A 26717-nucleotide genomic window follows, 5' to 3' on the forward strand; every position below is an offset into this window, starting at 1 on the left:
GTCTTGCAATCAATGCTGCATCTATATGCACTTCAATTGTTGAACTTTCAATATTTTCAAAATAGGATAATTGCCCAACAAAGGGGCGGATGCCGCGGCCGCCCGCAGAATGTGCTTTCAGGTCTGGAGCCAGACAGGAGTTGGCGTGCGCGCGACGGTAAACTTCCCGGCTCACGGCGGTCCGGCGTTGCCGCCGTCTTTGCTGTTCAGGAATCTGTCGTCACCGGCAGCTGACGGTGCGTTGTCTCCGCGCGATCATGCCTTGTTCAAACGGCGCGGCGCCAACAGGCTCCGCATCGGCGGTTTCATCTGCTGCACCGGCTCGCCCGGCGTCTGGGGCCCCTGCGCCACCAACAGCGCGCAGCTCGCCGTCGCGGAGATCAACAAGCGCGGCGGCATCCTCGGGCGGGAGATCGAACTCTCCATCTACGACGCCGGCGGGCCGCTGGATGACGTCCTGGACCGCGCCGAGCAGGCGATCGCGTTCGACGAGGTCGATCTCATCGTCGGCCTGCACACCAGCGCGGTCCGCGTCGGCCTGCGCGACGTCACCACGCGTCATCGTATCCCCTATATCTACACGCCGGTCTACGAGGGCGGCGAGCGCACGCCCGGCGTGATGGCGATCGGCGAGACGCCGCGCTGGCAGAGCCGCCCCGCCATCCACTGGCTTGCCGACGTCAAGAAGGCCCGGCGCTGGTACCTGATCGGCAGCGACTATGTCTGGCCCTGGCAATCGCATCGCGCGGTAAAGACCTACATCAGGGAAACAGGCGGCCACGTCGTCGGCGAAGAGTTCGTTCCCCTCGGCGAGGACAATCACGAGCCGCATCTGGCGCGCATCCGCGCGACCAAGCCGGATGTCGTGCTGATCTCGCTGATCGGCACCGACAGCATCACCTTCAACCGCGCCTTCGGCGAATGCGGCCTCGGCGCCACCACGCTGCGGCTCGCCGGCGCGATGGACGAGACGGTGCTGCTCGGCATCGGCGCCGACAACAGCGAGAACATGTTCTGCGCCTCGGGCTATTTCACCGGCACGGGCGCGCGCGCCAATGACGACTTCCAGAGCCGTTATCACGCCATGTTCGGGCCGAATGCGCCACCGATCGGCTCGGTCGGACAGTCCAGCTACGAAGGCCTGCGCTTTCTCGAAACCGTCGCAAACAAGGCCGGTTCGTTGTCGATGGGCCCGATGCTCGCGGCCGGCCGCAACATCGTCTACAGCGGCGCCCGCGGCCCGGTCACGGTCCGCGACGGGCGCGCGCGGATGCCGATGCATCTTGCCGCGGCCGACGGCCTCGATTTCAGGCTGATCAAGCCGCTCTGAGCTCGCCCCGGCAATTCCCGAGCAGGCCGGCGCGCAAAATAATACTTGAAAAGGAAAATATTTCCGTTTTGAATGTTTCGGCGAGGCCGCTGCTGCGTGCGTCGCGCCGGGGCGGCCACGCCCAACGTTCCGAAAAACTTCAGGAGAGCGCCGTGACAGTTGTCCTTCCCACGCCAGCCCAGCTTCGCAGTGTCGCCGAGCAATGCGGCCTTTCGCTCACCGATGAGGACGTCGCCTCCTTCCGCGGCCTGATGCAGGGCTCGATCGAGGCCTACAATCTCGTTGCCGCGATGCCGGACGAGTTGCCGGAGGTGAAGTATCCGCGCACGCCGGGCTATCGCCCCTCGGCCGAAGAGAACCCGCGCAATGCCTGGTACCGCAAGTCGACCGTGAAAGGCGCCGCCAGCGGCAAGCTCAAGGGCAAGACCGTCGCGCTGAAGGACAACATCATGCTGGCCGGCGTTCCCATGACCAATGGCTCGTCGACGCTGGAAGGCTATATGCCCGATTTCGACGCCACCATCGTCACGCGCATGCTGGATGCCGGCGCCGAGATCAAGGGCAAGGTGCATTGCGAGCATTTCTGCCTGTCCGGCGGCAGCCACACCGGCTCCTACGGGCCGGTGCACAATCCGCACAAGATGGGCTACTCCGCCGGCGGCTCGTCCTCGGGCTCGGGCGTCGTGGTCTCGCTCGGCGAAGTCGACATGGCGATCGGCGGCGATCAGGGCGGCTCGATCCGGATGCCGTCCTCGTTCTGTGGCGTCTACGGCATGAAGCCGACCTGGGGCCTCGTGCCCTATACCGGGATCATGCCGATCGAGATCTATGTCGACCATACCGGCCCGATGACGGCGACGGTCGCCGACAACGCGCTGCTGCTCGAAGTGCTCGCCGGCGACGACGGCTACGATCCCCGCATCAAGGCGCCCAAGGTCGAGGAATACACCAAGGCGCTCGGCCAGGGCGTCAAGGGCATGAAGATCGGCATCGTCAAGGAAGGTTTTGAGCAGCCGACCGCTGAAGCCGCCGTCAACGAGAGCGTTCGTGAGGCTGCCAAGCGCTTCAAGGATCTCGGTGCCAGTGTCGAGACCGTCTCGATCCCGATGCACCTGTTGGGCGGCGCGATCTGGACTCCGATCGGCACCGAAGGCCTGACCCAGACCATGATGTTCGGCGACGGCTACGGCCTCAGCCGCGGCGATCTCTATTCGACCTCGCTGATGGATTTCCATCGCGGCTGGCGCCGGCAGGCGGATTCGCTGTCCGAGACCACGAAGCTGTTCATGATGCTCGGCACCTACATCAACAACAATTTCGGCCCGCGCTTCTACGGCAAGGCGCTCAACATCTCGCGCCGGCTGACCGCCGCCTACGACAAGGCGTTCGCGGATTACGATCTGCTGCTGATGCCGACCACGCCGATGAAGGCGACCAAGCTGCCGGAGCCCAACGCCAGCCGCGAGGAATACGTTGCCCGCGCGCTGGAGATGATCTCCAACACCGCGCCGTTCGACATCACCCATCATCCCGCGATGTCGCTGCCCTGCGGCATGGTCGACGGCCTGCCGGTCGGCCTGATGCTGGTCGGCCGCATGTTCGAGGAATCCACCATCTACCGTGCCGCCCACGCCTTCGAGCAGATCGGCGACTGGAAGAAGATGTGAGCGGGGCATTGATGCAGACCGCTGGAAACGCCACGCATGGCTAACGCGTTCGTCGCAGCGTTCGAGATCCTGAGCTTTGGCGCGATCATTGTCTTGATCGTGCTGGGGCTCGGGATCATCGCCAGCATGATGGGCATCTTCAATTTCGCGCAGGGCGAGTTCGTCCTGCTCGGCGCCTACATCACCTATCTCGCCTACGCCAAGGGCATGCCGATCTGGGCCGGCATGGTCGCGGCGCCCTTCGTGGTCGGCGCGCTCGGCTTCGCGCTGGAGGCGCTGATCATCCGCCGCTTCTACGCCGCGCCGATCGTCGCCATGCTCGGCACCTATGCGCTCGGCCTGATCATCCGCGAATCCGTGCGCGGATTGATCGGCGGCTTCTATCTCACCGTGCCCGAGCCGATCGGCGGCTCGATCGACATCGGCGCCATGCACATCTCGGCCTGGCGCTTCACCATTATCGTCATCACGCTCCTGGTGATGGCGGGCTGCTACCTCCTGCTGTCGCGCACCAGCTTCGGCCTGCGCATGCGCGCGACGCTGGAAAATCCCTCGCTGGCGCGGGCCTCGGGCATCTCCACGCCCCTGATGTACGGCGCCACCTTCGCATTCGGCTCCGCACTTGCCGGTCTCGCCGGCGCGCTGATCGTCCCGGTGTTCAGCCTCTATGCCGATCTCGGCCTGCGCTTCCTGATCCAGGGCTTTGTCGCGGTCATGGTCGGCGGGGTCGGCTCCTTCATCGGGCCGGTCGCGGGTGCCGGCGTCATCGGCACGCTCAGCGCCGCGCTGCCATGGGTGATGGCGCCCGTCGTCGCCGACGTGCTCGTCTTCGTGCTCGCCATTGTCTTCATCAAATTCCGCCCGCAGGGCCTCATCGCTGGAAAAGGGGTTTAGTCACATGTTCGATCGCACTCAGCTCTCACGCCGCCGCTTCCTCTCCAATTTCGCCTTTGCATCCGGCGCGGTCGCAACCGGCATCGGCAGCTGGGTGATCCCGGCGCCCTGGGCCAACGCGGCCGAAGCCCCGATCAAGGTCGGCATCGCCACCGACCTCACCGGTCCGATCGCTTATGCCGGCAATGCCGACGCCAATGTCGCCAAGATGGTGATCAAGGAGATCAACGCCGCCGGCGGCCTGCTCGGCCGTCCGCTCGAGCTCTATATCGAGGACACCGCCTCCAACGAATCCGTCGCCGTCGGCAACGTCCGCAAGCTGATCCAGCGCGACAAGGTCGACATGGTGCTGGGCGGTATCACCTCGTCGATGCGCAACGCGATCAAGGATCCGATCGTGGCGCGCGGCAAGACGCTCTACATCTATCCCCAGCTCTACGAGGGCAAGGAGTGCACGCCCTATCTGTTCTGCACCGGGCCGACGCCGGCGCAGCAATGCGACGAGTTCATCCCCTGGCTGATCAAGAACGGCGGCAAGAAGTTCGCGCTCCCGAGCGCCAACTACGTCTGGCCGCACACGCTCAACGTCTATGCCCGCAAGGTGATCGAGGCGAACGGCGGCGAGGTCGTGTTCGAGGAATACTACCCGCTCGACCAGGTCGATTTCTCCGCGACCGTCAACCGCATCGTCTCCAACAAGGTCGATGTCGTCTTCAACACCGTCATTCCGCCCGGCGTCGGGCCGTTCTTCAAGCAGCTCTATGAAGCCGGCTTCCTCAAGAACGGCGGGCGTCTCGCCTGCGTCTATTATGACGAGAACACGCTCAACATCAATCAGGCCGCCGAGATCGAAGGCCTCGCCAGCTGCCTCGACTATTTCAAGGTCCTGACCAAGGAGAACCCGTTCGACGCAAAAATTCAGGCGGCCTATGAGAAGGACTTCCCCGGCAACTTCCTGTTCGCGGCCGGCAGTGCCGCCACCGGCACCTATCGCGGCCTCAAGCTGTGGGAAGCCGCAGTGAAGGAAGCCGGCAAGATCGACCGCGAGTCCGTTGCCGCCGCGCTCGACCATGCCAAGATCGCTGAAGGTCCGGGCGGACCTGCCGAGATGGTCCCCGGCAAACGGCACTGCAAGATGAAGATGTACACCGCGGTCGCCAAAGGCGGGAATTACGAGATCGTCGCGCGCAGCAGCGGCCTCGTCGATCCCAAGGAATGCTGACGGGGCTGTTCTTCACCTCTCCCCGTCGGGGAGAGGTGCGGTGTCGGGCCACAAGGTGCTTTGATTCGAAATGCTGAAGTCCATGGGTGCAGCTAAGCAAGCGGTTCACACCGGTGTCGGGGACGGCACGGACGTTTCGGTGGCCGGAGCCGTATCGAGCGGGCGGTCGTCAGGCCTAAAGATCCTGCCGATCGTGGAGGCCGTCGTGCTGGTCGCGGCGCTGCTCGCGCCATTGGTGCTGCAGGATTATCTCACGGTTTTCGCGACGCGCGTGATCATCCTGGCGCTGTTCGCGCTGTCGTTCGACCTGGTCTGGGGCTATGCCGGCATCATGAGCTTCGGTCAGGCCCTGTTCTTCGGCTCCGCCGGCTACGGCGTGGCGCTGCTCGCGCGCGATCTCGACATCACCAATATCTTCCTGGTGCTGCCGGCGGGCACGTTGATCGGCCTCGCCTTCGCGCTGCTGCTCGGCGGCTTCCTGCTGCTGGGCCGGCATCCCTCCAGCGTGATCTTCGTCTCGCTCGGCACGTTGACCGGCTCCTACGCCGCCGATCGGCTGGCGCGCGGCTGGTATTATCTCGGCGGCCAGAACGGCATCCCCTCGATCGCGCCGATGTCGCTCGGCACTTACGAGTTCACGGAAGGACCGGCGTTCTACTATCTCGTGCTCGGCATTCTCGTCTTGGTCTACCTGCTCTGCCGCTTCCTGGTGCGTTCGCAGTTCGGCCTCGCGCTCGCGGGCCTGCGCGAAAACGAGCAGCGCATCGCCTTCTTCGGCTACAAGGCGCAGCACCTGAAGGCGATCATCTTCACCATCGGCGGCGCCGTGGCGGGCCTCGCCGGCAGCCTCTATGCCTTCCACGAGGGTTTCGTCTGGCCCAACATGGTCGGCGTCGTGGTCTCGACGCAAGTGGTGCTCTATGTGCTGTTCGGCGGCTCAGGCACGCTGATCGGCGCCGTCATCGGTGCCGTGATCGTCGAGGGCGTCAGCTTCTGGCTGTCGGACAATTACCGCGACATCTGGCCGATCATCCTCGGTGTGTTGCTGCTGGTGGTGATCCTGTTCCGCCCGCTCGGCCTGATCAGCTTCATGCTCGGCGAGCGCGAGCGCGTCGGCAGCTTCGGCGCCAAGGCGAAGGAGAATCCGTGATGCTCCTTGAAGCCGCCGGCATCAAGAAGGTCTTCGGCAAGCTCACCGCGCTGGACGGCGCGGCGCTCAGTGTCGGCGAGAACGAGTTTCACGGCCTGATCGGACCCAACGGCTCCGGCAAGAGCACCTTGATGAAGTGCATCGCCGGCGCCGAGGTGCCGACGCAGGGAAAAGTCTCCTTCGTCAACACCGACATCACCGCGTACACGCCGACCGAGCGCGCGCGGGCCGGCATGAGCCTCAAATTCCAGATCACATCCGTGCTGCCGTCGCTGACGCTCTACGACAACATCCTGCTGGCGTTGCAGGCGCAGTCCTCGCTGTTCGACCTCGTGTTCTCGCGCACGCGGGGCGCGCTGCACGACCAGGTCATGACCATGCTGAGGCAATTTCGTCTCGCCGATCGCGCCTTCGAGGCCGCCGCTGCGCTGTCGCACGGCCAGCAGCAATGGCTGGAGATCGCGATGGCGCTCGCGGGCAAGCCCAAGCTGCTGCTGCTCGACGAGCCGACCGGCGGCATGAGCCTGGAGGAGCGCCGCGTCACCGGCGAGCTGCTGCAGCCGATCAAGCAGCATTGCTCCCTCGTCATCGTCGAGCACGACCTCGATTTCATCCGCGACATCTGCGATCGCCTCACCGTGCTCGACCAGGGCAGGGTGCTGGCGTCAGGAACGGTGTCGGAGATCCAGGCCAACCCATCTGTCCAGGAGATCTATCTGCGCCGTGCCTGAATTTTTGGACATCAAGCATCTCGACGCCGGCTATGGCCGCAGCCAGGTCCTGTTCGACGTCACCCTCGGCATTCCCTGGCGCGGCGGCGTCGCCGTGCTCGGGCGCAACGGCGCCGGCAAGACCACGCTGATGAAGACCATCGTCGGCGAGCTGCCGGCGTGGAAGGGCGAGCTCGCCTTCGACGGCCGCGACATCAGCCGCCGCGCCACCCAGGAGCGCGTCCGCGCCGGCATCGGCTATGTGCCGCAGGAGCATTCGGTGTTCGCGCGCCTGTCGGTGCGCGACAATCTCGCCGTCGGCTCGCTCGCGAGCAGGGATGCTTCAGCGGTCGATCGCGTGCTGGCGATCTTTCCGAAGCTCGGCCAGCGCCTCGACCAGCCCGCCGGCACGCTGTCCGGCGGCGAGCGCAAGATGCTCGCGATCGGCCGCGCCATGCTCGGCGAGCCCAAGCTGCTACTGCTGGACGAGCCGACCGAAGGCGTCTGGATCGGCGTGATCGAGGAAATCACCGAGCGCCTGATCGAGCTCGCCAGGACCATCGCCGTGATCATCGTCGAGCAGCACCTCGACCTCGCGCTCCGCGTCGCCGATTACGCCTATGTGCTGGACCGCGGCCGCGTCGCGCTGCAAGGCGAGGCGGGGCAGGTGCGGGGCAATCCGGAGCTGATGCGGTATCTCGCGCCGTAGGGGGCCGCGCGCTGCCCTCAAATCTGCCGCGGCATCCTCTCAGTCCCGTCATCCTGAGGCGCGAGCGGCGCGATGCGCCGCATCGTGCCGCGAGCCTCGAAGGATGAGCGGCCGAGCAGCCAGCCGGGCCGTCGCCCTTCGAGGGCCGCTGAAGAAGCGGCCACCTCAGGATGACGGGGAGATATTGTCGATTGTGAAAGAGAGGAGCGCGCGGCCGCCCGCCTACTTCATCGCCGAGAACCGGCTGTCGAACGAGTTCGACGACACCACCGGCGCGGCGCCCATGATCTGCGTGGCTTCACCCGCACCATCGCTCACCGACGGCTTCAGCGCCGGCCGGGTCTGGGCGAGGCGCGTGTCGGGCTTTGCCGGCTCGGCGGGCTTGGCGGCGGCAACAGTCGGCTTCGGCGCGTCCTTTGCGGCATCCTTCTTGTCGCTGCCCGGCACGAACCGGCTCACGGCGGCTTTCAGCCGCGACGCCGCGGTCGTGGGTGTCGTGGGCGTGGGTGTCGTGGGCGTGGCGGCCGGGGCAACGGATGCGGTCGCCTGCGGCGGCGGTGTGGTCGCGGTGGTGTCGGATGAGCCAATGCCCATCCTGCGCCCGAGATTCGAGAAGAAGCCGCCGGATTTCTCTTGCGATTTCTCCTGGGACTTTTCCGCCGGCTGAGCCGAGGCGACGCGGGTGCTGGTCGCGGGCGCGCTGACGGCGACCACCGGCTCTTGCTGCGGCGCCGGCGCCGATGCCACCGCGTCGAGATTCGGCTTCGGCGGATTGACGTGGCTGGGGATCGTGCCCGGCGCCTTGGCCATCGCCAGCATCTGCAGCGTGGTGCCTTCGGCGCCCTCGGACAGGCCAGTCGAGCCTTCCGGAATCTTGGCGGCGAACACCTTGTTCATGCCGCCGTCGATGCCGGTGTTCATGCGCGCCACCGGGGTGCCCTTGGCGATTAGCTTGGCGTATTCGGCCTCGTCTTTGGCTTGCTTCCCCCGCACGGCGGCGACGATGTCCTCGGGGATCACATAGGCAGGGCATTTTGCCGAGGCGTCGAACACCGGATCGCGCTTGGCGTCCGCCGGTTTGGCCGCGTCGAAGACGTACTTCTTCTCGCAGAAATCGACCTTCGGCTCCTGCCGCGTCACCTCGAAATGATCATAGCCTTCCTTGATCATCTTCCAGAACGGCATGTTCGGATTGTTCCGGTGCTTGGCCATGTTCACCGGCGTCATCTTGAACGGATAGGCCTGCAGCTGGAACGCCTTCTGGCCGCCGAAGAAGGATTCGCGGCCGAGCGAATAGATCTCCGCGATCTGCTCGTCGGTCATGGCGTAACAGCCGCGCGAAGAACAGTCGCCATGCACCATCAGCTGCGAGCCGGTGCGGCCCAGAGCCTTGTCGAACGCGTTCGGATAGCCGGTGTTGAAGGAGAGGTAATAGGCCGATTGCGGATTCATCTGGCCCGGATTGATCGAGTAGAATCCCTCCGGCGCCTGACGGTCGCCTTCGCGCACCTTGGGGCCGAGGTCGCCCGACCAGCGGCAGATCGGATAGGTCTTGAGCAGTGCGAACTGGCCCGAGCGGGTCTGCTTCCAGACCTCGAGCTCGGCCTCCTGCTTGAACAGGCGGACCAGGATCGGCGATTGCAGATCCATGTCCTTCTCGGCCATCGCGGCGAGCAGCTTCGGCGGCACCGGCTGATTGGCCTTGGCATTGGTCGCGAGCGAGACCTGGTCGGTGTCGCAGCCGGCCAGCAGGCCGCCGGCCGTCATCAGCGCAACCGAAGCCAAGAGCGCGCGAGCAAGCGAACGAGAAATCAAGATGGACCCCACACCGTGCCGGGCAGAGAGCGCGAACCCCAATTCGTTTGGCGCATGATCCGACCGGCGAACCGGACCCGTCACGACGGGCTTTTCAGCTCATGCCCCAGCGCTTGTGCCCTGAAGCCATTGATTAAAATTCTAACCTCTGGGTCATGTGGTCGCAACCCGAGCGGGGATCACGAGGGCGTTGGCCCAAAGGTGTGGTCAACAGAGACTTAAAGTGGGCCGGAACTTGGACCATGCGGCCAGACCAGCACAGAGATCGCCGATTTGGGCAAAAAAAGGGTTAATGCGGGGTTACCGGGGCCACCCCCCCGGGAGGTCTCGTAGGGTGGGCAAAGCGGAAGCGTGCCCACCATCTTTCTCAATCAGGAAGAGATCGTGGGCACGGCGCTTTGCGCCTTTGCCCACTACGGCACCGGAATCGAGCCGAATCAGCCCAGTTTCCGGCCGATATCGAGGAATTTCTGCCGCCGCTGCTTGCGGATGGCGTCGCCGTCCAGGCCCCGCAGCTCGTCGAAGGCTTTTGCGATGGCCTCACCCGTGGTGGCGATCATGGCGGCGGGGTCGCGGTGGGCGCCGCCGACCGGCTCCTTCAGGATCTGGTCGATCACCCCGAAGCGGAGCATGTCCTGTGCGGTGATCTTCATGTTGTTGGCGGCTTCCTGCGCCTTGGTGCCGTCGCGCCAGAGGATCGAGGACGCCGCCTCCGGCGAGATCACGCTGTAGATCGCGTGCTCCAGCATCAGGACCCTGTTGGCGGTGGTGATGGCGATGGCGCCGCCCGACATGCCCTCGCCGGTGATGATCGCAACATTCGGCACGGTCAGCGCCAGGCAGGCGTCGGTCGAGCGGGCGATGGCCTCGGCCTGGCCGCGCTCCTCGGCGCCGATGCCGGGATAGGCGCCGGCGGAATCGGCCAGCGACAGCACCGGCAGGCCGAACCGCTCGGCCATCTCCATCAGCCGCACGCATTTGCGATAGCCCTCGGGCCGCGCCATGCCGAAATTGTGCCGGATACGGCTCTCGGTGGAATCGCCCTTTTCCTGGCCCATCACGCAGATCGGCTCGCCGCGAAAGCGGCCGAAGCCGGCGACCAGCGCCTCGTCCTCGCCGAACTTGCGGTCGCCGGCGAGCGGGGTGAATTCGGTGATCAGGCCCTTGATGAAGTCGTTGAAATGGGGCCGCTGCGGATGCCGCGCCACCAGCGTCTTCTGCCACGGGGTCAGGTTCTGATAGAGGTCGGCCAGCGCCTGCGCCGCCTTGTCCTCGATCCGCCCGATCTCATCAGCGATATCCGTGCCGGAGGCCGCGAGCGTCCTAAGCTCGTCGAGCTTGGAATCGAGCTCGGCGACGGGCTTTTCGAAGTCGAGATAGCTGCGCATCTGGTCTTGCATCAACTCAGTATAGGGGGACGGGGCTAAGAGGCGAAGCGAGGTCGGGGTCGCGGGAAGAAGTGCAGCGTCTTCAATGAGTTGGCTTGTGCACTCCGGGCCGGGAGCCAAATCACGCGTGAGGCCACGGCTCTTTCTGCGGAGATGTGGCCGAAGTCAAGGCGGTTTCCTTCACCTCTCCCGCTTGCGGGAGAGGTCGCGCCGGAGGCGCGGGTGAGGGTTTTCTCGTCTTGGGGAGTGTCCCATCGTGGAGATACCCTCTCCCCAGCCCTCTCCCGCAAGCGGGAGAGGGAGCACACCTCCCACGCCTCACTTCTCCGCCAGCGGGTGCAGGTCGCGCACCAGGCTTTTCAGCCGCTCCTCGACCACATGGGTGTAGATCTGGGTGGTGGAAATATCGGTGTGGCCGAGCAGGGTCTGCACGATGCGCAGATCGGCACCATTGTGCAGGAGGTGGCTGGCAAAGGCATGGCGCAGCACGTGCGGGGAAACCAGCCGGGCCTGCAGGCCCGAGGCGATTGCGAGCTCCTTGAGGTCGCGGCCGAAATGCTGCCGCGTCAGATGTCCGCTCTCGCCGAACGAGGGGAACAGCCATTTCGAGGCGGCGAGGCCATTCTTCTTGTCGGCTTTGGCGGCGTCGGTCGCGGCGAGATAATCCGCCATCGCCCGCCGCGAGGCCTCGTTGAGCGGCACCAGGCGTTCCTTGTTGCCCTTGCCGCGCACCACGATCATGCGCGCATCGCGCTTGGCCGCCGAGCGCGGCAGCGCCACCAGCTCGGAGACGCGCAGGCCCGTGGCGTAGAGCACCTCGAGCAGGCAATAGAGCCTTAAGGCGCGCAGCCGCTTCGCCGGCGAGGCATCCTCCGCCTCGCTCAATTCCTTGGCGCGGCGGAGCATGCGGTCGACATCGGAGATCGACAGCACTTTCGGCAGGCCGCGGCCGCGCTTGGGACCGGACAGGATCGCGGCGGGATCCTCAGCTCGGATCCGCTCGTTCAGCAGGAAGCGATAGAGATGCCGCATCGCCGACAGCCGCCGCGCCACGCTGGTGGATTTGAAGCCGCGGCTGTCGAGATCGGCGAGGTAGTCGCGCAGCGTCTGCGTCTCGGCGTCCGCAAAGCTGCGGCCGACGCGGCCCAGAAATTCCGAGAAATCGGTGAGGTCGCGGCGATAGGCGTCGAGCGTATTGGGCCCGGCGCCCTGTTCCGCCGCGAGCATGTCGAGGAACAGGCCGGTGAGCTTGGCGTCTGAGGGCGGGTTGCGCATGCCCGTCAGGCTAGCCCCTATTTCTTGAGAAATTTGTCAGGCGGAATCGTCACGGTCATTTCCCGCGACTTGGGCGTGACGAAGTTGGCCAGTGCGAAGACCACGCCATAGACGATGCCGGCGATCACGGCGACGACCGTCAGGAAGCGGAACAGGCTGGGCATCGGGCAAGGTCTCGGGAGAAGGTCCAGACGGGCAAATTAACCAATGAAATCATCCAACATGTTCGCCGTTTCGTGGCAAGAGTCCTCTGGCGAGGCCCCTTCCGGGGTCGTATAGGTGGCCGAAGCGTGCCGCCTTTGGCGGCAGATCGAGCGGGATCCAATCGAGCGAGACATGTCCGACGCCGCGTTGCCGATACCAGCTTCGCCCGAAGCCGACATCCTGTCGGCGCTGGGATCGCGCTCGGTCGTGCTCGTCGGTATGATGGGAGTGGGCAAATCCACCATCGGCCGTCGCATGGCTCTCAGGCTCAAGCTGCCCTTCATCGACGCCGACACCGAGATCGAGACCTCGGCCCAGATGACCATCCCGGAGATCTTCGAGCGCCATGGCGAGGCGTATTTCCGTGACGGCGAGGCGCGGGTGATCGCGCGGCTGCTCGACGGCGGGCCGGTGGTGCTGGCGACCGGCGGCGGCGCCTTCATGCGCGAGGAGACGCGCAAGCGCATCGCGGCAAAGGCGGTGTCGATCTGGCTCAAGGCGGACCACGACGTCATCATGCGCCGCGTGCGCCGCCGCGCCGACCGCCCGCTGCTGCAGACCGCCGATCCCGAAGGAACCGTGACGCGCCTGCTCACCGAGCGCGAGCCGGTCTATGGCCATGCCGACCTCACCATCGCCTCGCGCGACGTGCCGCACGACAGAATCGTCGAGGAATGCATCGAGGCGCTGCGCGCCTTTCTTTGCGGCGAACAGGCCGCTCCACCATCTGCCGACGTAGCGAGTGCGTTGAGATGACTGCGCCGTTGAAACATTCCGATCCCGTCAAGGTTGAGGTTGCGCTGGAGAATCGCGCCTACGACATCGTCATCGGCCGCGGCGTGCTGGCCTCGCTCGGCGAGCGCGTAGCGCGTTTGCGTCCCGGCGTGCGCACCGCGATCGTGACGGATCGCAACGTGGCAAAGCACTGGCTCGAACCCGCCGAGGCCTCGCTCGCGGCGAGCGGCATTCCGACCTCGCGCATCGTGGTCGAGGAAGGCGAGATCTCCAAGACCTATGCCGGCCTGGAGAAGGTCAGCGAAGCCCTGATCGCCGCGAAGATCGAGCGCAACGATCTCGTCATCGCGCTCGGCGGCGGCGTGGTCGGCGATCTCGCCGGCTTTGCCGCGGCGATCCTGCGCCGCGGCGTCGATTTCGTGCAGGTGCCGACCTCGCTGCTGGCCCAGGTCGATTCCTCCGTCGGCGGCAAGACCGGCATCAACTCGCCGCAGGGCAAGAACCTGCTCGGCGCGTTCCACCAGCCGGTGCTGGTCATCGCCGACACCGCCGTGCTCGACACGCTGTCGCCGCGCCAGTTCCGCGCCGGTTATGCCGAGGTCGCCAAATACGGCGTGCTCGGCGACGAGGCCTTCTTCACCTGGCTGGAAAAGAACCATTCCGACATCGTCAAGGGCGGCTCCGCGCGCGAGCACGCGATCGCGACCTCCTGCCGCGCCAAGGCGGGCGTGGTCTCCCGCGACGAGCGCGAGACCGGCGAGCGCGCGCTGCTCAATCTCGGCCACACCTTCGGTCACGCGCTGGAAGCGGCGACCGGCTTCTCCGACCGCCTGTTCCACGGCGAGGGCGTCGCGATCGGCATGACGCTGGCGGCGCAGTTCTCGGCCAAGCTCGGCATGATCGGCGAGCAGGACGCCGCACGCGTCGAGCGGCATTTGATCGAGGCCGGCCTGCCGACCCGCCTGCAGGACATCGCCGGCTTCGCGCAGGAAGGGCTTGCCGATGCCGACGCGCTGATGGCGCTGATGGCGCAGGACAAGAAGGTCAAGCGCGGCAAGCTCACCTTCATCCTGCTGGAGGCCGTCGGGCGCGCGGTGATCGCCAAGGACGTCGAGCCGGCCCCGGTGCGCGATTTCCTGCAGTCGAAACTTTCGCAGTGATGGCGGGACCGTTCAGATCGGCCGCCCGCGAAACGGCGGGGAATGCCGAGGCGGTCGCGAGGCAAACATGAGTTCGATCACGATCAATCTGCTGCTGGCGGTCCTCCTGCTCGCCGCCAATGCGTTTTACGTGGCTGCGGAATTCGCCCTGGTGAAGAGCCGCGGCTTTCGCGTCAAGGCCATGGTCGAGCAGAATCGCTTCGGCGCCCGCCTGCTGCAGACGATGATGGGAAATATCGAAGCCTATCTCGCCTGCTGCCAGCTTGGCATCACCATGGCTTCCCTCGGTCTTGGTTGGATCGGTGAGCCGACCGTGTCGGCGCTGCTGAGTCCGATCCTCGCGCCGCTCGGCTTGGCGGAGGCCACGCTGCACTTCGTCTCGTTCGTGGCAGGTTTCCTGGTCTTCTCGTCGCTGCATATCATCATCGGCGAGCAGGTGCCGAAAACGCTGGCGATCAGGGAGCCGATGCCGGTGTCGCAGTGGATTGCCTATCCGCTGCATGTCTCCTACCTGGTGTTCTATCCGCTCAGCTGGTGTCTCAACGCGGCATCGAGCGCGATCCTGCGTCTGATCGGGGTCCAGGAGTTTTCGCAGCACGAGATCCTGACGGATTCCGAGATCGAGGGCCTGGTCGAGGAATCGGCCGTGCACGGCAAGATCGAGAGCGGCGAGGCCGAATACATTCACAATGTCTTCCGCCTTGGCGAGCTGACCGTGTCCGACGTGATGGTTCATCGCACCGCCATGGTGATGATCAACGCCGACCTGCCGCCGGAGGAGCTGGTGCGTGAGGTGCTGGCCACCGAGTACACCCGCATTCCGCTGTGGCGCGACAAGTCGGAGAACATCATCGGCATCCTGCACGCCAAGGATCTGTTGCGGGCCATCCGAGCGTCGGAGGGCGATACCTCGCGCATCGACGTCACCACCATCATGCTGCCGCCCTGGTTCGTGCCGGAAATGCGGCCGATATCCCAGCAGCTCAAGGCATTCCGCCGTCGCAAGACCCATTTCGCGCTCGTCGTCGACGAGTATGGCGAGGTTGAAGGCCTCGTGACGCTGGAAGACATTCTGGAGGAGATCGTCGGCGACATCTCCGACGAGCACGACGTGGTGGTCGCCGGCGTACGCCGTCAGCCCGACGGCTCCGTCGTGGTCGACGGCTCCGTGCCGATCCGCGATCTCAACCGCGTGCTGGACTGGCACTTGCCCGATGAAGAGGCAACGACGGTCGCCGGCCTCGTCATTCATGAGGCGCGCTCGATCCCCGACCGCGGCCAGAGCTTCACCTTCCACGGCTTCCGCTTCCGCGTGCTCCGCCGTGAGCGCAACCGCATCACCGCGCTCCGTATTTCACCGGTGGCACGCGAGGCGGAGCTGGAAGAGGCGAAGCCGAGAAGGGCCGGGACGTCGTTTTAGCCTCACGCTCGGTGTCATCGCCCGCGCAGGCGGGCGATCCAGTACGCCGCAGCGGCTCGGCCTGGCCGCGCTGTCACGGAGTACTGGATGCCCCGCTTTCGCGGGGCATGACAGCGGAGTTTTACGTCCCGCCTTCCCCCGGCGCCTTGGCCTGGATCGCCAGGGCGTGAACGCGGCCGGAGAGTTCCGCGGCCAGCGCCGAATTTATCATGCGATGGCGCTCCACCCGGCTCTTCCCTTTGAAGGCCGCAGACACGATATAGACGCGGAAATGTGTCTCACCGCCCGGCCGATGGCCGGCGTGGCCCTCATGCAAATGTGACTCGTCGACGACTTGCAGGCTTTCCGGCGTGAAAGCTTCCTGCAACTTGTTGCTGATAGTGTCTCGCATAGCCATGTTGTGCCATTCGGGTGCAGAGGTCTCGCCCCGTTGATTGCCGGGTTTGCGGCGAATTGCAATGTCAAGACTTGAACGTTTTTGCATTGCGTAGTCAAAGTCAGCCATGCCGATCGATTCATCAAAATTCTTCGACTCCATCCGCGTCAAGCCGCGGGGCAAGCAGCCGGACGTGAAGCCGCGCGACACCGCCGTCGGCTGCGAGTGGGCCGGGTGTCAGAACAAGGGCGCGCATCGTGCGCCCAAGGGCCGCGAGAACCAGCGCGAGTATTGGCACTTCTGCCTGGCTCACGTGCGCGAGTACAACCAGAACTACAATTTCTTCTCCGGCATGAATGCCGACGCCGTCGCGCGCTACCAGAAGGATGCGCTGACCGGTCACCGCCCGACCTGGAAGATGGGCGCCAATGGCGGCAAGAAGGGCGCGGAAGCCGAGATCGACATGGCGTCCGATCCGTTCAGCATGTTCTCCGAGATCAACGGCCGCGCCAGCTGGCGCAAGGGCCCCGAAGCCGCGCCCAAGGCCGAGACGCGCAAGGTGATGAACGCCGAGCGCAAGGCGCTGCTGGTCATGGGCCTCGGCCCCAGCGCCACGCTCGCCGACGTCAAGACCAAGTACAAGGCGCTGGTGAAGCAGCACCACCCCGACGCCAATGGCGGCGACCGCTCCACCGAGGACCGCCTGATCGAGATCATCAAGGCGTATAATTATCTGAAGACGGTGGTGCGCGAGGCCTAAGGCCTCGCGGCACCTTGTGGTGTCGTCCCGGCTTACGACAGTCTCGTAGGGTGGGCAAAGGCGCGCTTGCGCCGTGCCCACCCTACGATTTGACATCCGCCCTCACGCTTCCGGCATCGCCCCCACATAGGACGAGCTCGGCCGGATCAGCCGTCCGGTGCGCTGCTGCTCGCGCGCATGCGCGGTCCAGCCGGCGCTGCGCGCCACCGCGAAGATCGGTGTGAAGGCCTGGCGGGGGATCGCGAGCGCGTCGAGCAGGATCGCGGTGAAGAACTCCACATTGGTCTCCAGCGGCCGCTCCGGATTCTTCTTGCGCAGCGCTGCGCGGATATAGGCCTCGACCTCGCCGGCGAAGGGCAGGTCGGCGCCGTCCACCGCGAGCCGCTCGATCGCCGCCTTCAGCACGTCGGCGCGCGGATCGCGCACGCGATAGACGCGATGGCCGAAGCCCATCAGCCGCTCGCCGCGCGCCAGCGCCGCGTCGACCCACGGCTTGATCCGCTCGCTCGTGCCGATCGCGTCGAGCATTTCCAGCACCGGCTCCGGCGCACCGCCGTGGAGGGGCCCGGTGAGTGCGCAATAGCCGGCCGTGACGGCGGCGAACAGATCGGCTTGCGTCGAGGCCACCACGCGCGTGGCGAAGGTCGAGGCATTCATGCCGTGATCGCAGACCGTGACGAAATAGGCGTCGAGCGCGGCGACCTCGCGCGGCTCCGGCGCGGCGCCGCGCAGCATGCGCAGCGTATCGGCGGCATGGCTCGCATTCGGATCGGGCGCGACCGGATCGAGCCCCTTGGCGCGGCGCACCAGCGCGCCCGCGATCACCGGAAACGCGCCGACGATGGTGGCTTCATGCTCGAGGCCGTGCTCGGCGCGAAGTCCCGCGACCGCCGCCCGAAACCCGTCGATGATGCCCATGCCGCGCGTCGCCGGCAGCAGGTCCGGCAGGCGTGCGAAGGCGCGCTCACGCGCCGCGCCCAGGCTCGCCCGCACGTTGGCTTCGCTCAGGGTCGTCCTGCTGGCGCCGTTCCAGAGCCGGGCGGTGACGCCCTCGAAGCTCGACTGGCTCGCCAGCCGGCCGACATGCTCCCCGGCAATGATCAGCTCGCCGCGCTCGCCATCGACATGGCTCAGCACGGTTTCGGCCGCGGCAACGCCGTCCAACCCGATCTGGCTCTTGGTGAGGTGGATATTCATGGCCCAAATCTCCTGTTCAGGGAGCACACAAGGTCAGGCCTCTCGACACATTGATCAATCTTGATTACATAAATCAATATGAAAAATTCGGCGCTCTATTTGTCCGCCCGGGAGGCCGCGGCCGAGCTCGCGATCTCGCCGGCCACGCTGTACGCCTATGTCAGCCGCGGCCTGATCCGCTCCGAGCCGACGCCCGACTCGCGGAAGAACCGCTACCGTGCCGAGGACGTCCGGGCCCTGAAGGAGCGCCGGGTGCCGTCGACGGAGCCGCGCGGCCTGCGCAGCTTCGACGCCGATCTGCCTGTGATGGACACCGAGATCTCGACCATCACCGAGGAGGGCGCGATCTACCGCGGCGTCAATTGCGTCGATCTTTCCGAGAACGGCACGCTCGAGCACGCCGCCACCTTGTTGTGGGACGTCTCCGGGGTCGATCCGTTCGAGCAGGACAATCAACCCGAAATATCCGAGGAGATGCGCGCGATCGGGCAAGCCGCGCGCCGGGCGGCGCCGATCGACCGCGCCATCGCCGTGCTGGCGCTGGCCGCCAGCGCCGATCCCCGCGCCTTCACCCGGGCGCCCGATGGCCGCGCCATGGTCGGCGCGCGCATCGTTCGTCTGCTGGTGGCGACCATGCTCAATGCCGAGCCTTCGGCCGAGCCGTTGCATCAGCAGGTCGCAACAGCCTGGGCGCCGGACAACAAGCACGCGCCCGATCTGATCCGCCGCGCCCTCGTCCTGCTCGCCGATCACGAGCTGAACGCCTCCACCTTCACCGCGCGCTGCGCGGCCTCGACCGGCCTCAACCTGTACGACGCCGTCATCGCCGGCCTCGCCGCGTTGAAAGGGCCGCAGCATGGCGGCGCCGGCGTGCTGGCCTCACAGCTCGTCAAGGCGCTGGTCGACCGCGATGTCGAGCCGATGGTGCGCGAGCGCGTCGCGCTCGGCGAACGTTTTGCCGGCTTCGGCCACGGCGTCTACAAGCGCGGCGATCCGCGCGCGCAATCGCTGCTCAATGCGCTGTCACGCGCCGGCGCGCCGCGCAAATTCACCCGCGAGGTGCCGGAACGCATCGCGGAAGCCACCGGCGAATTCGTCAACATCGACTATGCGCTCGCAGTCCTCGTGCACGCGCTGCGCCTGCCCGGGGGCAGCGAGCTCGCCCTGTTCGCGATGGCCCGCAGCGTCGGCTGGATCGCCCACGCCAGCGAGCAGTTGCAGTTCGGCAAGTTGATACGGCCAAGGGCCAGGTATGTCGGGCCGGCGCCGGGACGGAGGGCGGGGGGCGCGGATTCCAGAATTCGAGGCACATAGTCCGCCGACCTTGTCAGCTCAGGCTTCCGGCGAAACGTTCGGCGAGCCGGTTCTTACTGAATGCCTCCGTCACCCAGTCCACGAAGGCTCTCGTCTTCGCGGGCACGAGCTTGCGCGACGCATGATAGATCGAGATCGCACCGGCGTCGCAGTACCAGCGCGGTACCAGGCGCAGTAGGGAGCCGTCTTCGAGCGCTGGAAGGATGTCGGCTGTTGCGAGCATGGCCACTCCCAGGCCCAGCAGCGCTGCTTCGCGCATTGCGGCGGGATCGTTGACCACGATGGACTCCGACAGCGACGCCTGAACTTCCCGCCCCGAAACATCGCGCATCGACCAGTGCCGGATGCGCCCGGTTTGCAGCGAGCGCATCACGATGCCATTGAGCCCGGCCAACTCATCAGGCTTGGTCGGAGGCACGCGCCCGGACATGTAGGCTGGTGACGCCACGGCGACGATATGGGCGGGCGCAAGTGTTCGGCTCACAAGTCCCGGCGACAACTCGAACCCGCCACCAATAGCCGCGTCGTAGCCTTCGCCGATCAGATCGACCTGACGGTTCTCGAAGTGCCACTCAGGGCGGACCCGCGGATACCGGGCAAGGAAGCCGGGAAGTAGCGGCAGGATATGAGCCGTACCGAATGTCGGTGGCAGGCTGACCTTGAGAAGGCCTGCCGGCTCGGTGCTGCCGGTCGATATCCCTGCAATGGCTGCCTGAAGGCCTTCGAGATTGTCGGAGATCGCCACGCGAAACGTCTCGCCCGCCTCCGTCAGCGTCAATTTCCGCGTCGAACGATGAAACAGCCGGACGCCGAGATTGCGCTCCAGCATGGCGACGTTTCGGCTGACGGCGGCCGGAGTCAACGAGAGACGCCGGCTGGCCTCCGAAAAGCTGCCGCATTCGGCGCTGCGGAGGAAGGATTCCAGGTTCGCCAGCGTTTCCATCTATCCATTCTCAAGCAATCGTTGAAAATATTACGAGCAATATACTCCTAATCAAAGGGCAGTGTTTGGACCATCTCTGCACCACCGATCAGCTTGCCTGATCCCAAAACATCTCGGAGATTTTCCATGTCCACTATCGGCATCATCGGCGCGGGCAATATTGGCCGCGCAATCGCCCAGGCCCTGGCGCGCAACGGCATCGCCGTGACCCTGTCCAACAGCCGCGGCCCGGAAAGCCTGGCCGCGACCGTTGCCGAACTCGGTCCGCTCGTGACCGCCGGCACCCGCGAAGAGGCCGCTGCCAAGGAGATCGTGTTCGTCGCAGTCAACTGGTCGAAGCTGCCGGATGCGCTCGCCGGGCTGCCGCAATTCGCCGGCCGCATCGTCGTCGACGCCAACAATCCGATCGAGGCCCCGCTGTTCAAGCCGGCTGAACTCGGTGGCCGCGCCTCGTCCGAGGTTTTCGCCGATCTCGTGCCCGGTGCGCGGGTGGTGAAGGCATTCAATCATCTCTTGGCGCAGCTCCTCGCAACTGACCCTGCGAGCGACGGCGGCAAGCGCGTGCTGTTCTACTCGGGAGATGAGGCTGATGCGAAAGCCGTTGTCGGCGCGCTGATCGATCGGCTCGGATTCTTCGGCATCGATCTGGGCTCGCTCGCAATCGGAGGCAGGCTGACCCAGTTTCCCGGTGGTCCGCTTCCGGCGCTGAACCTGGTCAAGTTCGGCTGACCCTTCGAGAGGGTTCACCAACGAAATGAGATGATGAAAGGCTACCCAGATGACAACCGATAGTACCGATTTCGACCACCTGCTTCGCTCAAATCTGGAGCGCGTGTTCAACGAGCGGATCGAGGACAAACGGCGCGCCGCCATCGCCGAGTTGTTCGTCGAAGAGCCCGTGATGTACGAGCCGACGAAGATCGTCCGGGGCCGGTCAGAGATATCGCGCGTCGCCGGAGAACTTCTGCAGCAGTTTGGGCCGACATTCAGGTTCGTACCCGATGGCGTCGCCGTCGGGCATCATGGTTTGGCACGTCTGGCCTGGCATGCCGGGCCTGAGCATGGTCCAGTCGCCGTGACCGGGGCCGACGTCGCGGAAATCGAAGGCGGTAAGATCTCGCGCTTGTGGGTGTTCCTCAACGCGCCGTGAGAGAGGGTCGTCCTGCCGAAACTAGGTCTGCGGCTTCGACGCGGCGACTTCGCTGCGGCTCCGGCGGCGTATGAACCACAATGCGGCGCCGAATGCGATCGCAACGCCCATGACGGTCAGCATCCAGATGTGCTTGCCGACATGCCCGTGATGATGCAGCCCGGCATATTCGTGCAGGGCTGAGACCGCCAGCACGCCCGGCAGCACATGCGCCGGCGCCCAGGCCAGAATGGCCGGGATGTTCACCGCGTAGAATTTTGCGGGCGCCATTCCCAGCGCGCCCGCCGTCACCGGCACGAAGGCCCGGACCGGCGGCACGAAGCGGGCGAAGAACACGGCCCAGGTGCCGAAGCGGTGGAAGAAGCTCTCGCTCTCGGCGACCACGCGCGGGTAATTGGTCAGTGGCCAGGTGTTCAGGATTTCGCGCTGGCGCCGGTGTCCGATCCAGTAGGCCGAGCCGTCGCCGAGCACGGCGCCGAGCGCGGCCGCCAGCAACACCCATTGCAGCTTGAGTTCGCCGCCCGGGACCAGGGCGCTCAGCGCCAGGATGATGGTCGAGCCGGGAATCACCGATCCCACCACCGGCACGGCTTCGAGCAGCGCCGCCAGGAACAGGGTCAGATAGCCCAGCCAAGGATGGGCCGAGACGAAGGAGATGAGCGGATCGAGAAAGGACGTCACGTCGTCTCTGGTGGGCTGGAGCACGGGGCTTGCCACCCTACATAAGTAAAGGCATGCGGCCAAAGTGCCATTCGCGGGGGCGGCTCCCGCGAACCCGCCCGAATTTGGGCGTGATTCGCAAGGCAGCCCTCCAAAAACTGCGTTCCTTGCCTATCTAAATGAAAAGACAACGGAACTTTGATTGGCGGGCGGGCTTCTGCCGGCCACTTGACTCTGATAGGTTGAGGTTCAGCACCCAGCCGCAGCCAACGTGCGAATAACCGGTTTCGGGACCGCCCGGGACCTCGGAGGATTGATGACGACCGCCGCCATGTCCAAAGTTGAGGAAGTTTCCGGTCTGCCCGACATGAAGGTGTCGGTGCGCCAGGTGTTCGGGATCGACAGCGATCTCGAAGTGCCGGCCTATTCCGAAGTCGATCCTCATGTGCCCGAAGTCGATTCCGACTATCGCTTCGACCGCGCCACCACGCTCGCCATTCTCGCCGGCTTCGCCCGCAACCGCCGCGTGATGGTGACCGGCTATCACGGCACCGGCAAATCCACCCATATCGAGCAGGTCGCGGCCCGCCTGAACTGGCCCTGCGTGCGCGTCAACCTCGACAGCCACATCAGCCGTATCGACCTCGTCGGCAAGGATTCCATCGTGGTCCGTGACGGCAAGCAGGTCACCGAATTCCGCGACGGCATCCTGCCCTGGGCGCTGCAGCACAACGTCGCGCTGGTGTTCGACGAATACGACGCCGGCCGCCCGGACGTGATGTTCGTGATCCAGCGCGTGCTCGAAGTCTCCGGTCGCCTGACGCTGCTCGACCAGAACAAGGTGATCAAGCCGCATCCGGCGTTCCGCCTGTTCGCCACGGCGAACACGGTCGGTCTCGGCGACACTTCGGGCCTCTATCACGGCACCCAGCAGATCAACCAAGGCCAGATGGACCGCTGGTCGATCGTCACCACGCTGAACTATCTCAGCCATGACGAGGAAGTGGAGATCGTGCTGGCCAAGGCCAAGCACTATCGCACCGGCGAAGGCCGCGACATCGTCAACAAGATGGTGCGCCTCGCCGACCTGACCCGCAACGCCTTCGCCAACGGCGATCTGTCGACGGTGATGAGCCCGCGCACGGTGATCACCTGGGCGGAGAACGCCGACATCTTCGGCGATATCGGCTTTTCGTTCCGGGTCACCTTCCTCAACAAGTGCGACGAGCTCGAGCGTCCGCTGGTCGCCGAGTTCTACCAGCGCTGCTTCAACGCGGAGCTGCCGGAATCGGCAGTCAACGTGGCGCTGAGCTGATTCAACAATGATGTCATCCCGGACAAGCTCACTCCTGGCGGCGCGAAGCGCCGTCTGGAGTGAGTGCAGATCCGGGATCCATAGCCACGGGCCCGCGTTGTGGCGCGAGCGATCAATTGCCACCCTTCGCCAAATGACGTCCTGTGGCTATGGGTCCCCGCTTTCGCGGGGACGACGGTGAGATCGAGATGAGCACCACCTCCAACTCCAAATTCCGCAGCAGCAAGGAAGCGCCGACCGAGCCGTTCAAGCGCTCGGTCGCCTCCTGCCTGAAGGCGATCGCCAAGACGCCGGAGCTCGACGTCTCCTTCGCCGCCGAGCGGCCGGGCCTCGCGCCCGGCAAGGCGCGGCTGCCCGAGCCCGCGCGCAAGATGACCAAGCGCGATGCGGCGGTCGTGCGCGGCCATGCCGATTCCATCGCGCTGAAGCTTGCCTGTCATGATGCCAAGCTGCATCGCAAGCTGATGCCGGGCAATCCGCAGGCGCGCGGCGTGTTCGAGGCGGTGGAGCAGGCGCGAGTCGAAGCGATCGGCGCGCGCCGCATGGCGGGCGTGGCCAAGAACCTCACCGCGATGCTCGACGACCATTTCCATCGCGGCAAGTTCGACGAGATCACCGACCGCGCCGACGCCCCGCTGGCCGATGCGCTGGCGATGCTGGTGCGCGAGCGCCTCACCGGCATGGCGCCGCCGACCGCCGCGAAGAAGATGGTCGATCTCTGGCGTCCGATTCTCGAGGACAAGATCGGCAAGCGGCTCGACCGGCTCGATAGCGTCGTCGAGGATCAGACCCGGTTCGGCGATGCCGTGCATGACCTGCTGTCCGCGCTCGAGCTCGGCGACGAGCGCAATGCCGACAGCGAGGACGATGACGACAACGACGAGAACCAGGACGGCGACAACGACCAGTCCGGCGCCGAGGGATCGCCCGATTCCGATGCCGCGCAGGAGATGAGCGCCGACCAGGCGCAGGCGACCAGCGAGGAGATGAGCGAGAGCGCGATGGAAAGCGCGCAGGCCTCGACCTCCGACAGCTTCGACGACGGCGAGCTCGGCGACGACGAGACGCCGGGCGAGGCGACGCGTCCGAACCAGCACGGCAAGAACGAGCCGCGCGGGCCGGAATATCACGCCTTCGCGCCCAAGTTCGACGAGGTCATCGCCGCCGAGGACCTCTGCGACCATGACGAGCTGGAGCGGCTGCGTGCCTATCTCGACAAGCAGCTCGCGCATCTGCAGGGCATCGTCGCCCGCCTCGCCAACCGGCTGCAGCGCAAGCTGATGGCGCAGCAGAACCGCGCCTGGGAGTTCGACCTCGAAGAGGGCATCCTGGACCCCGCGCGCCTGTCGCGCGTCGTCACCGATCCCTATCACCCGCTGTCCTTCATGCACGAGAAGGAGGCGACGTTCCGCGATACCGTGGTGACGCTGCTGCTCGACAATTCCGGCTCGATGCGCGGACGGCCGATTACGGTCGCCGCCACCTGCGCCGACATTCTCGCCCGCACGCTGGAGCGTTGCGGCGTCAAGGTCGAGATCCTCGGCTTCACCACGCGCGCCTGGAAGGGCGGGCAATCGCGCGAGGCCTGGCTTGCCGCCGGCAAGCCGGCCAATCCCGGCCGCCTCAACGATCTCCGCCACATCATCTACAAGTCGGCGGATGCGCCGTGGCGTCGTGCGCGAAAAAATCTCGGCCTGATGATGCGCGAGGGTCTGCTCAAGGAGAACATCGACGGCGAGGCGCTGGACTGGGCGCACAAGCGCCTGCTCGGCCGGCCCGAGCAGCGCAAGATCCTGATGATGATCTCGGACGGCGCGCCGGTCGACGATTCCACGCTGTCGGTCAATCCCGGCAATTACCTCGAGCGGCACCTGCGCCACATCATCGAGGAGATCGAGACCCGCTCGCCGGTCGAGCTGATCGCGATCGGCATCGGCCATGACGTGACGCGCTATTACCGCCGCGCGGTGACGATCGTGGACGCCGAGGAGCTTGGCGGCGCCATCACCGAGAAGCTCGCCGAGCTGTTCAGCGAGACCGCCACGGCGCCCACGCAGGCACCCGCCCGCCCGCGGCGCAAATTGCATTCGTGAGCACGCATTCATCCCGCCGCAGCTTTCTTCAGTACGCAGCGGCGGGATTCTCCACCTTCGCAGCCTCCCGCATCGCGCTGGCGCAAGCCACGACGGAGCCGCCGCCAAGAACAGCTCAAGGTGCGCTTCAGGTCGAGAACGGCGTCACCGACCCCGTCAGCGTCGAGGTCAATGCGCGCGCCATTCCCAATTTCGAGCCGGGCGACCGCACGCGCACGCGCTTCGGCTCGCTGGACTATCGCAGCGGCCTGGTGCTGACCTCGCGCTATCGCGGCTTCGGCGGCTTGTCCGGCATCCGGCTCGATGCCAGGGGCGAGCGCTTCCTCGCGGTCTCCGACCAGGGCGGCTGGTTCACCGGCCGCATCCGCTACTCGGAGGGCAAGATGGTTGGCCTCGACGAGGTCGAGGCCGCGCCGCTGCTCGGCGCCGAGGGCAGGCCGATCACGGAAAAGCGGCTGTGGTGGGATTCGGAATCGATCGCGCGCGACGGCAATGTCGTTTATGTCGGGCTCGAGCGCGTCAACCAGATCCTGCGCTACGATTTTGCCAGGGGCGGCACGCGCGCGCGCGGCGAGGTGATCCCGGTGCCGGCGGGCGTGCGCAAGCTGCCGTCCAACAAGGGGCTGGAGGCGCTGGTCGTCGTGCCCAAAGGCAAAGACCAGAACCTGCCGCTGGCGGGCACCCTGATCGCCTTCTCCGAGCGCGGGCTCGACGCCGACGGCAATCTCACGGCCTTCCTGATCGGCGGCCCCACGCCCGGCCAGTTCAGCGTGCGCCGCACCGAGAAATACGACATCAGCGATGCCGTGCTGCTGCCCTCCGGCGAGCTTCTGATCCTCGAGCGCAAATTCTCCTGGTTCACCGGCGTCAACATCCGCATCCGCTCGATCCCGCTGAAGTCGATCGTACCCGGCGCGCTGGTCGACGGCCCCGCGCTGTTCGTCGCCGATCTCGGCCACGAGATCGACAACATGGAAGGCATCGATGCCCACGTCACGCCCGAGGGCGAGACCGTGCTGACGCTGATCTCCGACGACAATTTCTCGATGCTGCAACGGACCTTGCTGCTGCAATTCACGCTGGCGGAGTAGGGCACGCTGTCGTCCCCGGGGCGCGCCCCAATCTCCACTGTCGTCCCGGACAAGCGCGCCCCCGGCAACGCGTAGCGTTGTCCGGTAGCGCGCGCAGATCCGGGACCCATAACCCCAGGGAGTAGTTGTGGCGCGAGCT

Annotated in this window: 25 protein-coding genes; 17 read left to right on the top strand and 8 right to left on the bottom strand. The window is 65.7% G+C overall.

The annotated features are described in order from the left end of the window. Positions 1-145: 145 nt before the first annotated feature. The 7 genes from E4K64_RS30990 to E4K64_RS31020 all read left to right on the top strand — a co-directional run bounded on the left by E4K64_RS30990 (position 146) and on the right by E4K64_RS31020 (position 7682). Positions 146-1330 carry a substrate-binding domain-containing protein gene (locus tag E4K64_RS30990; RefSeq protein WP_167772347.1) on the top strand — a complete coding sequence of 395 codons (1185 nt, stop codon included), beginning with the start codon at positions 146-148 and terminating at the stop codon, positions 1328-1330. A gap of 152 nt (positions 1331-1482) precedes the next feature. Further along, complete coding sequence (locus E4K64_RS30995) at positions 1483-2997, top strand: amidase (RefSeq protein ID WP_135166788.1); 1515 nt, start codon at positions 1483-1485, stop codon at positions 2995-2997. Between the two features lie 36 nt (positions 2998-3033). Continuing rightward, positions 3034-3891, top strand: a complete 858-nt coding sequence (locus E4K64_RS31000; RefSeq protein ID WP_135166789.1) for a branched-chain amino acid ABC transporter permease — start codon at positions 3034-3036, stop codon at positions 3889-3891. Positions 3892-3895: 4 nt separating this feature from the next. Continuing rightward, positions 3896-5113, top strand: a complete 1218-nt coding sequence (locus E4K64_RS31005; protein WP_135166790.1) for a substrate-binding protein — start codon at positions 3896-3898, stop codon at positions 5111-5113. Positions 5114-5183: 70 nt separating this feature from the next. After that, on the top strand, positions 5184-6263 hold the full coding sequence (locus tag E4K64_RS31010) for a branched-chain amino acid ABC transporter permease (protein WP_135166791.1): 1080 nt from the start codon (positions 5184-5186) through the stop codon (positions 6261-6263). Next, complete coding sequence (locus tag E4K64_RS31015; RefSeq protein WP_167772348.1) at positions 6260-6994, top strand: ABC transporter ATP-binding protein; 735 nt, start codon at positions 6260-6262, stop codon at positions 6992-6994. The genes E4K64_RS31010 and E4K64_RS31015 overlap by 4 nt, the downstream gene beginning before the upstream one ends. Further along, positions 6987-7682 (top strand): ABC transporter ATP-binding protein, encoded by a 696-nt coding sequence (locus tag E4K64_RS31020; protein ID WP_135166793.1) that lies wholly within the window; start codon positions 6987-6989, stop codon positions 7680-7682. Before E4K64_RS31015 ends, E4K64_RS31020 begins: the two co-directional genes overlap by 8 nt. A gap of 222 nt (positions 7683-7904) precedes the next feature. Here E4K64_RS31020 and E4K64_RS31025 read toward each other — a convergent pair whose 3' ends face one another. The 4 genes from E4K64_RS31025 to E4K64_RS31040 form a co-directional block, all read right to left on the bottom strand. Then, positions 7905-9497 carry a L,D-transpeptidase family protein gene (locus E4K64_RS31025; protein ID WP_167772349.1) on the bottom strand — a complete coding sequence of 531 codons (1593 nt, stop codon included), beginning with the start codon at positions 9495-9497 and terminating at the stop codon, positions 7905-7907. Positions 9498-9934: 437 nt separating this feature from the next. Next, positions 9935-10897 carry an acetyl-CoA carboxylase carboxyltransferase subunit alpha gene (locus E4K64_RS31030; protein WP_135166795.1) on the bottom strand — a complete coding sequence of 321 codons (963 nt, stop codon included), beginning with the start codon at positions 10895-10897 and terminating at the stop codon, positions 9935-9937. A gap of 306 nt (positions 10898-11203) precedes the next feature. Next, positions 11204-12160 (bottom strand): site-specific tyrosine recombinase XerD, encoded by a 957-nt coding sequence (gene xerD / locus E4K64_RS31035; protein WP_135166796.1) that lies wholly within the window; start codon positions 12158-12160, stop codon positions 11204-11206. A gap of 17 nt (positions 12161-12177) precedes the next feature. Next, positions 12178-12324 (bottom strand): hypothetical protein, encoded by a 147-nt coding sequence (locus E4K64_RS31040; protein ID WP_035685402.1) that lies wholly within the window; start codon positions 12322-12324, stop codon positions 12178-12180. Between the two features lie 172 nt (positions 12325-12496). On the opposite strand from E4K64_RS31040, the gene E4K64_RS31045 reads away from it, so the two are divergent. From E4K64_RS31045 to E4K64_RS31055, 3 genes are all read left to right on the top strand, one after another. Beyond that, the gene (locus tag E4K64_RS31045) at positions 12497-13120 is read left to right on the top strand and encodes a shikimate kinase (RefSeq protein ID WP_135166797.1); all 624 of its coding nucleotides are present in this window, start codon (positions 12497-12499) and stop codon (positions 13118-13120) included. After that, the gene (gene aroB / locus E4K64_RS31050) at positions 13117-14259 is read left to right on the top strand and encodes a 3-dehydroquinate synthase (protein ID WP_135166798.1); all 1143 of its coding nucleotides are present in this window, start codon (positions 13117-13119) and stop codon (positions 14257-14259) included. Before E4K64_RS31045 ends, aroB begins: the two co-directional genes overlap by 4 nt. A gap of 67 nt (positions 14260-14326) precedes the next feature. Then, positions 14327-15679 (top strand): hemolysin family protein, encoded by a 1353-nt coding sequence (locus E4K64_RS31055; protein ID WP_135166799.1) that lies wholly within the window; start codon positions 14327-14329, stop codon positions 15677-15679. Between the two features lie 121 nt (positions 15680-15800). Here E4K64_RS31055 and E4K64_RS31060 read toward each other — a convergent pair whose 3' ends face one another. Beyond that, entirely contained in the window at positions 15801-16076 is a 276-nt protein-coding gene (locus E4K64_RS31060) for a BolA family protein (protein ID WP_135166869.1), read from the bottom strand. Between the two features lie 106 nt (positions 16077-16182). Here E4K64_RS31060 and E4K64_RS31065 point away from each other — a divergent pair, with 106 nt between their 5' ends. Then, positions 16183-16815, top strand: a complete 633-nt coding sequence (locus E4K64_RS31065) for a J domain-containing protein (protein ID WP_126260727.1) — start codon at positions 16183-16185, stop codon at positions 16813-16815. Between the two features lie 102 nt (positions 16816-16917). On the opposite strand, the gene E4K64_RS31070 is transcribed toward E4K64_RS31065, so the two are convergent. After that, positions 16918-18012 carry a citrate synthase/methylcitrate synthase gene (locus E4K64_RS31070; RefSeq protein WP_135166800.1) on the bottom strand — a complete coding sequence of 365 codons (1095 nt, stop codon included), beginning with the start codon at positions 18010-18012 and terminating at the stop codon, positions 16918-16920. A gap of 78 nt (positions 18013-18090) precedes the next feature. On the opposite strand from E4K64_RS31070, the gene E4K64_RS31075 reads away from it, so the two are divergent. Further along, entirely contained in the window at positions 18091-19326 is a 1236-nt protein-coding gene (locus tag E4K64_RS31075) for a citrate/2-methylcitrate synthase (RefSeq protein WP_135166801.1), read from the top strand. A 13-nt stretch (positions 19327-19339) separates the two neighbouring features. Here E4K64_RS31075 and E4K64_RS31080 read toward each other — a convergent pair whose 3' ends face one another. Then, positions 19340-20269, bottom strand: a complete 930-nt coding sequence (locus E4K64_RS31080) for a LysR family transcriptional regulator (protein WP_135166802.1) — start codon at positions 20267-20269, stop codon at positions 19340-19342. Positions 20270-20362: 93 nt separating this feature from the next. On the opposite strand from E4K64_RS31080, the gene E4K64_RS31085 reads away from it, so the two are divergent. Together E4K64_RS31085 and E4K64_RS31090 are read left to right on the top strand one after the other, a co-directional pair. Then, a complete protein-coding gene (locus E4K64_RS31085) occupies positions 20363-20998 on the top strand; it encodes an NADPH-dependent F420 reductase (protein WP_283812342.1) in 636 nt (211 codons plus the stop codon). 49 nt (positions 20999-21047) lie between these two features. Further along, the gene (locus E4K64_RS31090; protein WP_135166804.1) at positions 21048-21419 is read left to right on the top strand and encodes a nuclear transport factor 2 family protein; all 372 of its coding nucleotides are present in this window, start codon (positions 21048-21050) and stop codon (positions 21417-21419) included. A 21-nt stretch (positions 21420-21440) separates the two neighbouring features. Here E4K64_RS31090 and E4K64_RS31095 read toward each other — a convergent pair whose 3' ends face one another. Beyond that, positions 21441-22100: a DedA family protein gene (locus E4K64_RS31095; protein WP_135166805.1), complete on the bottom strand. Its 660-nt coding sequence runs from the start codon at positions 22098-22100 to the stop codon at positions 21441-21443. Positions 22101-22410: 310 nt separating this feature from the next. Between E4K64_RS31095 and cobS the strand changes: the two genes are divergently transcribed. From cobS to E4K64_RS31110, 3 genes are all read left to right on the top strand, one after another. After that, positions 22411-23394 (top strand): cobaltochelatase subunit CobS, encoded by a 984-nt coding sequence (cobS, locus tag E4K64_RS31100; RefSeq protein ID WP_430642544.1) that lies wholly within the window; start codon positions 22411-22413, stop codon positions 23392-23394. 188 nt (positions 23395-23582) lie between these two features. Next, a complete protein-coding gene (cobT, locus tag E4K64_RS31105; RefSeq protein ID WP_135166806.1) occupies positions 23583-25487 on the top strand; it encodes a cobaltochelatase subunit CobT in 1905 nt (634 codons plus the stop codon). Beyond that, positions 25484-26578 carry an esterase-like activity of phytase family protein gene (locus E4K64_RS31110; RefSeq protein WP_135166807.1) on the top strand — a complete coding sequence of 365 codons (1095 nt, stop codon included), beginning with the start codon at positions 25484-25486 and terminating at the stop codon, positions 26576-26578. Before cobT ends, E4K64_RS31110 begins: the two co-directional genes overlap by 4 nt. The last annotated feature ends 139 nt before the right edge of the window (positions 26579-26717 follow it).

Source organism: Bradyrhizobium frederickii (genome assembly GCF_004570865.1).
GTDB classification, from domain to species: Bacteria; Pseudomonadota; Alphaproteobacteria; order Rhizobiales; family Xanthobacteraceae; genus Bradyrhizobium; species Bradyrhizobium frederickii.

What these genes read in the sequence shown, in the direction of transcription:
- E4K64_RS31000 (WP_135166789.1), top strand. Translation starts at nt 3,034, where the DNA reads ATGGCTAACGCGTTCGTCGCAGCGTTCGAGATCCTGAGCTTTGGCGCG.
- E4K64_RS31005 (WP_135166790.1), top strand. Translation starts at nt 3,896, where the DNA reads ATGTTCGATCGCACTCAGCTCTCACGCCGCCGCTTCCTCTCCAATTTC.
- E4K64_RS31010 (WP_135166791.1), top strand. Translation starts at nt 5,184, where the DNA reads ATGCTGAAGTCCATGGGTGCAGCTAAGCAAGCGGTTCACACCGGTGTC.
- E4K64_RS31030 (WP_135166795.1), bottom strand. Translation starts at nt 10,897, where the DNA reads ATGCAAGACCAGATGCGCAGCTATCTCGACTTCGAAAAGCCCGTCGCC.
- xerD (WP_135166796.1), bottom strand. Translation starts at nt 12,160, where the DNA reads ATGCGCAACCCGCCCTCAGACGCCAAGCTCACCGGCCTGTTCCTCGAC.
- E4K64_RS31040 (WP_035685402.1), bottom strand. Translation starts at nt 12,324, where the DNA reads ATGCCCAGCCTGTTCCGCTTCCTGACGGTCGTCGCCGTGATCGCCGGC.
- E4K64_RS31045 (WP_135166797.1), top strand. Translation starts at nt 12,497, where the DNA reads ATGTCCGACGCCGCGTTGCCGATACCAGCTTCGCCCGAAGCCGACATC.
- aroB (WP_135166798.1), top strand. Translation starts at nt 13,117, where the DNA reads ATGACTGCGCCGTTGAAACATTCCGATCCCGTCAAGGTTGAGGTTGCG.
- E4K64_RS31055 (WP_135166799.1), top strand. Translation starts at nt 14,327, where the DNA reads ATGAGTTCGATCACGATCAATCTGCTGCTGGCGGTCCTCCTGCTCGCC.
- E4K64_RS31060 (WP_135166869.1), bottom strand. Translation starts at nt 16,076, where the DNA reads ATGGCTATGCGAGACACTATCAGCAACAAGTTGCAGGAAGCTTTCACG.
- E4K64_RS31065 (WP_126260727.1), top strand. Translation starts at nt 16,183, where the DNA reads ATGCCGATCGATTCATCAAAATTCTTCGACTCCATCCGCGTCAAGCCG.
- E4K64_RS31070 (WP_135166800.1), bottom strand. Translation starts at nt 18,012, where the DNA reads ATGAATATCCACCTCACCAAGAGCCAGATCGGGTTGGACGGCGTTGCC.
- E4K64_RS31075 (WP_135166801.1), top strand. Translation starts at nt 18,091, where the DNA reads ATGAAAAATTCGGCGCTCTATTTGTCCGCCCGGGAGGCCGCGGCCGAG.
- E4K64_RS31080 (WP_135166802.1), bottom strand. Translation starts at nt 20,269, where the DNA reads ATGGAAACGCTGGCGAACCTGGAATCCTTCCTCCGCAGCGCCGAATGC.
- E4K64_RS31090 (WP_135166804.1), top strand. Translation starts at nt 21,048, where the DNA reads ATGACAACCGATAGTACCGATTTCGACCACCTGCTTCGCTCAAATCTG.
- cobS (WP_430642544.1), top strand. Translation starts at nt 22,411, where the DNA reads ATGTCCAAAGTTGAGGAAGTTTCCGGTCTGCCCGACATGAAGGTGTCG.
- cobT (WP_135166806.1), top strand. Translation starts at nt 23,583, where the DNA reads ATGAGCACCACCTCCAACTCCAAATTCCGCAGCAGCAAGGAAGCGCCG.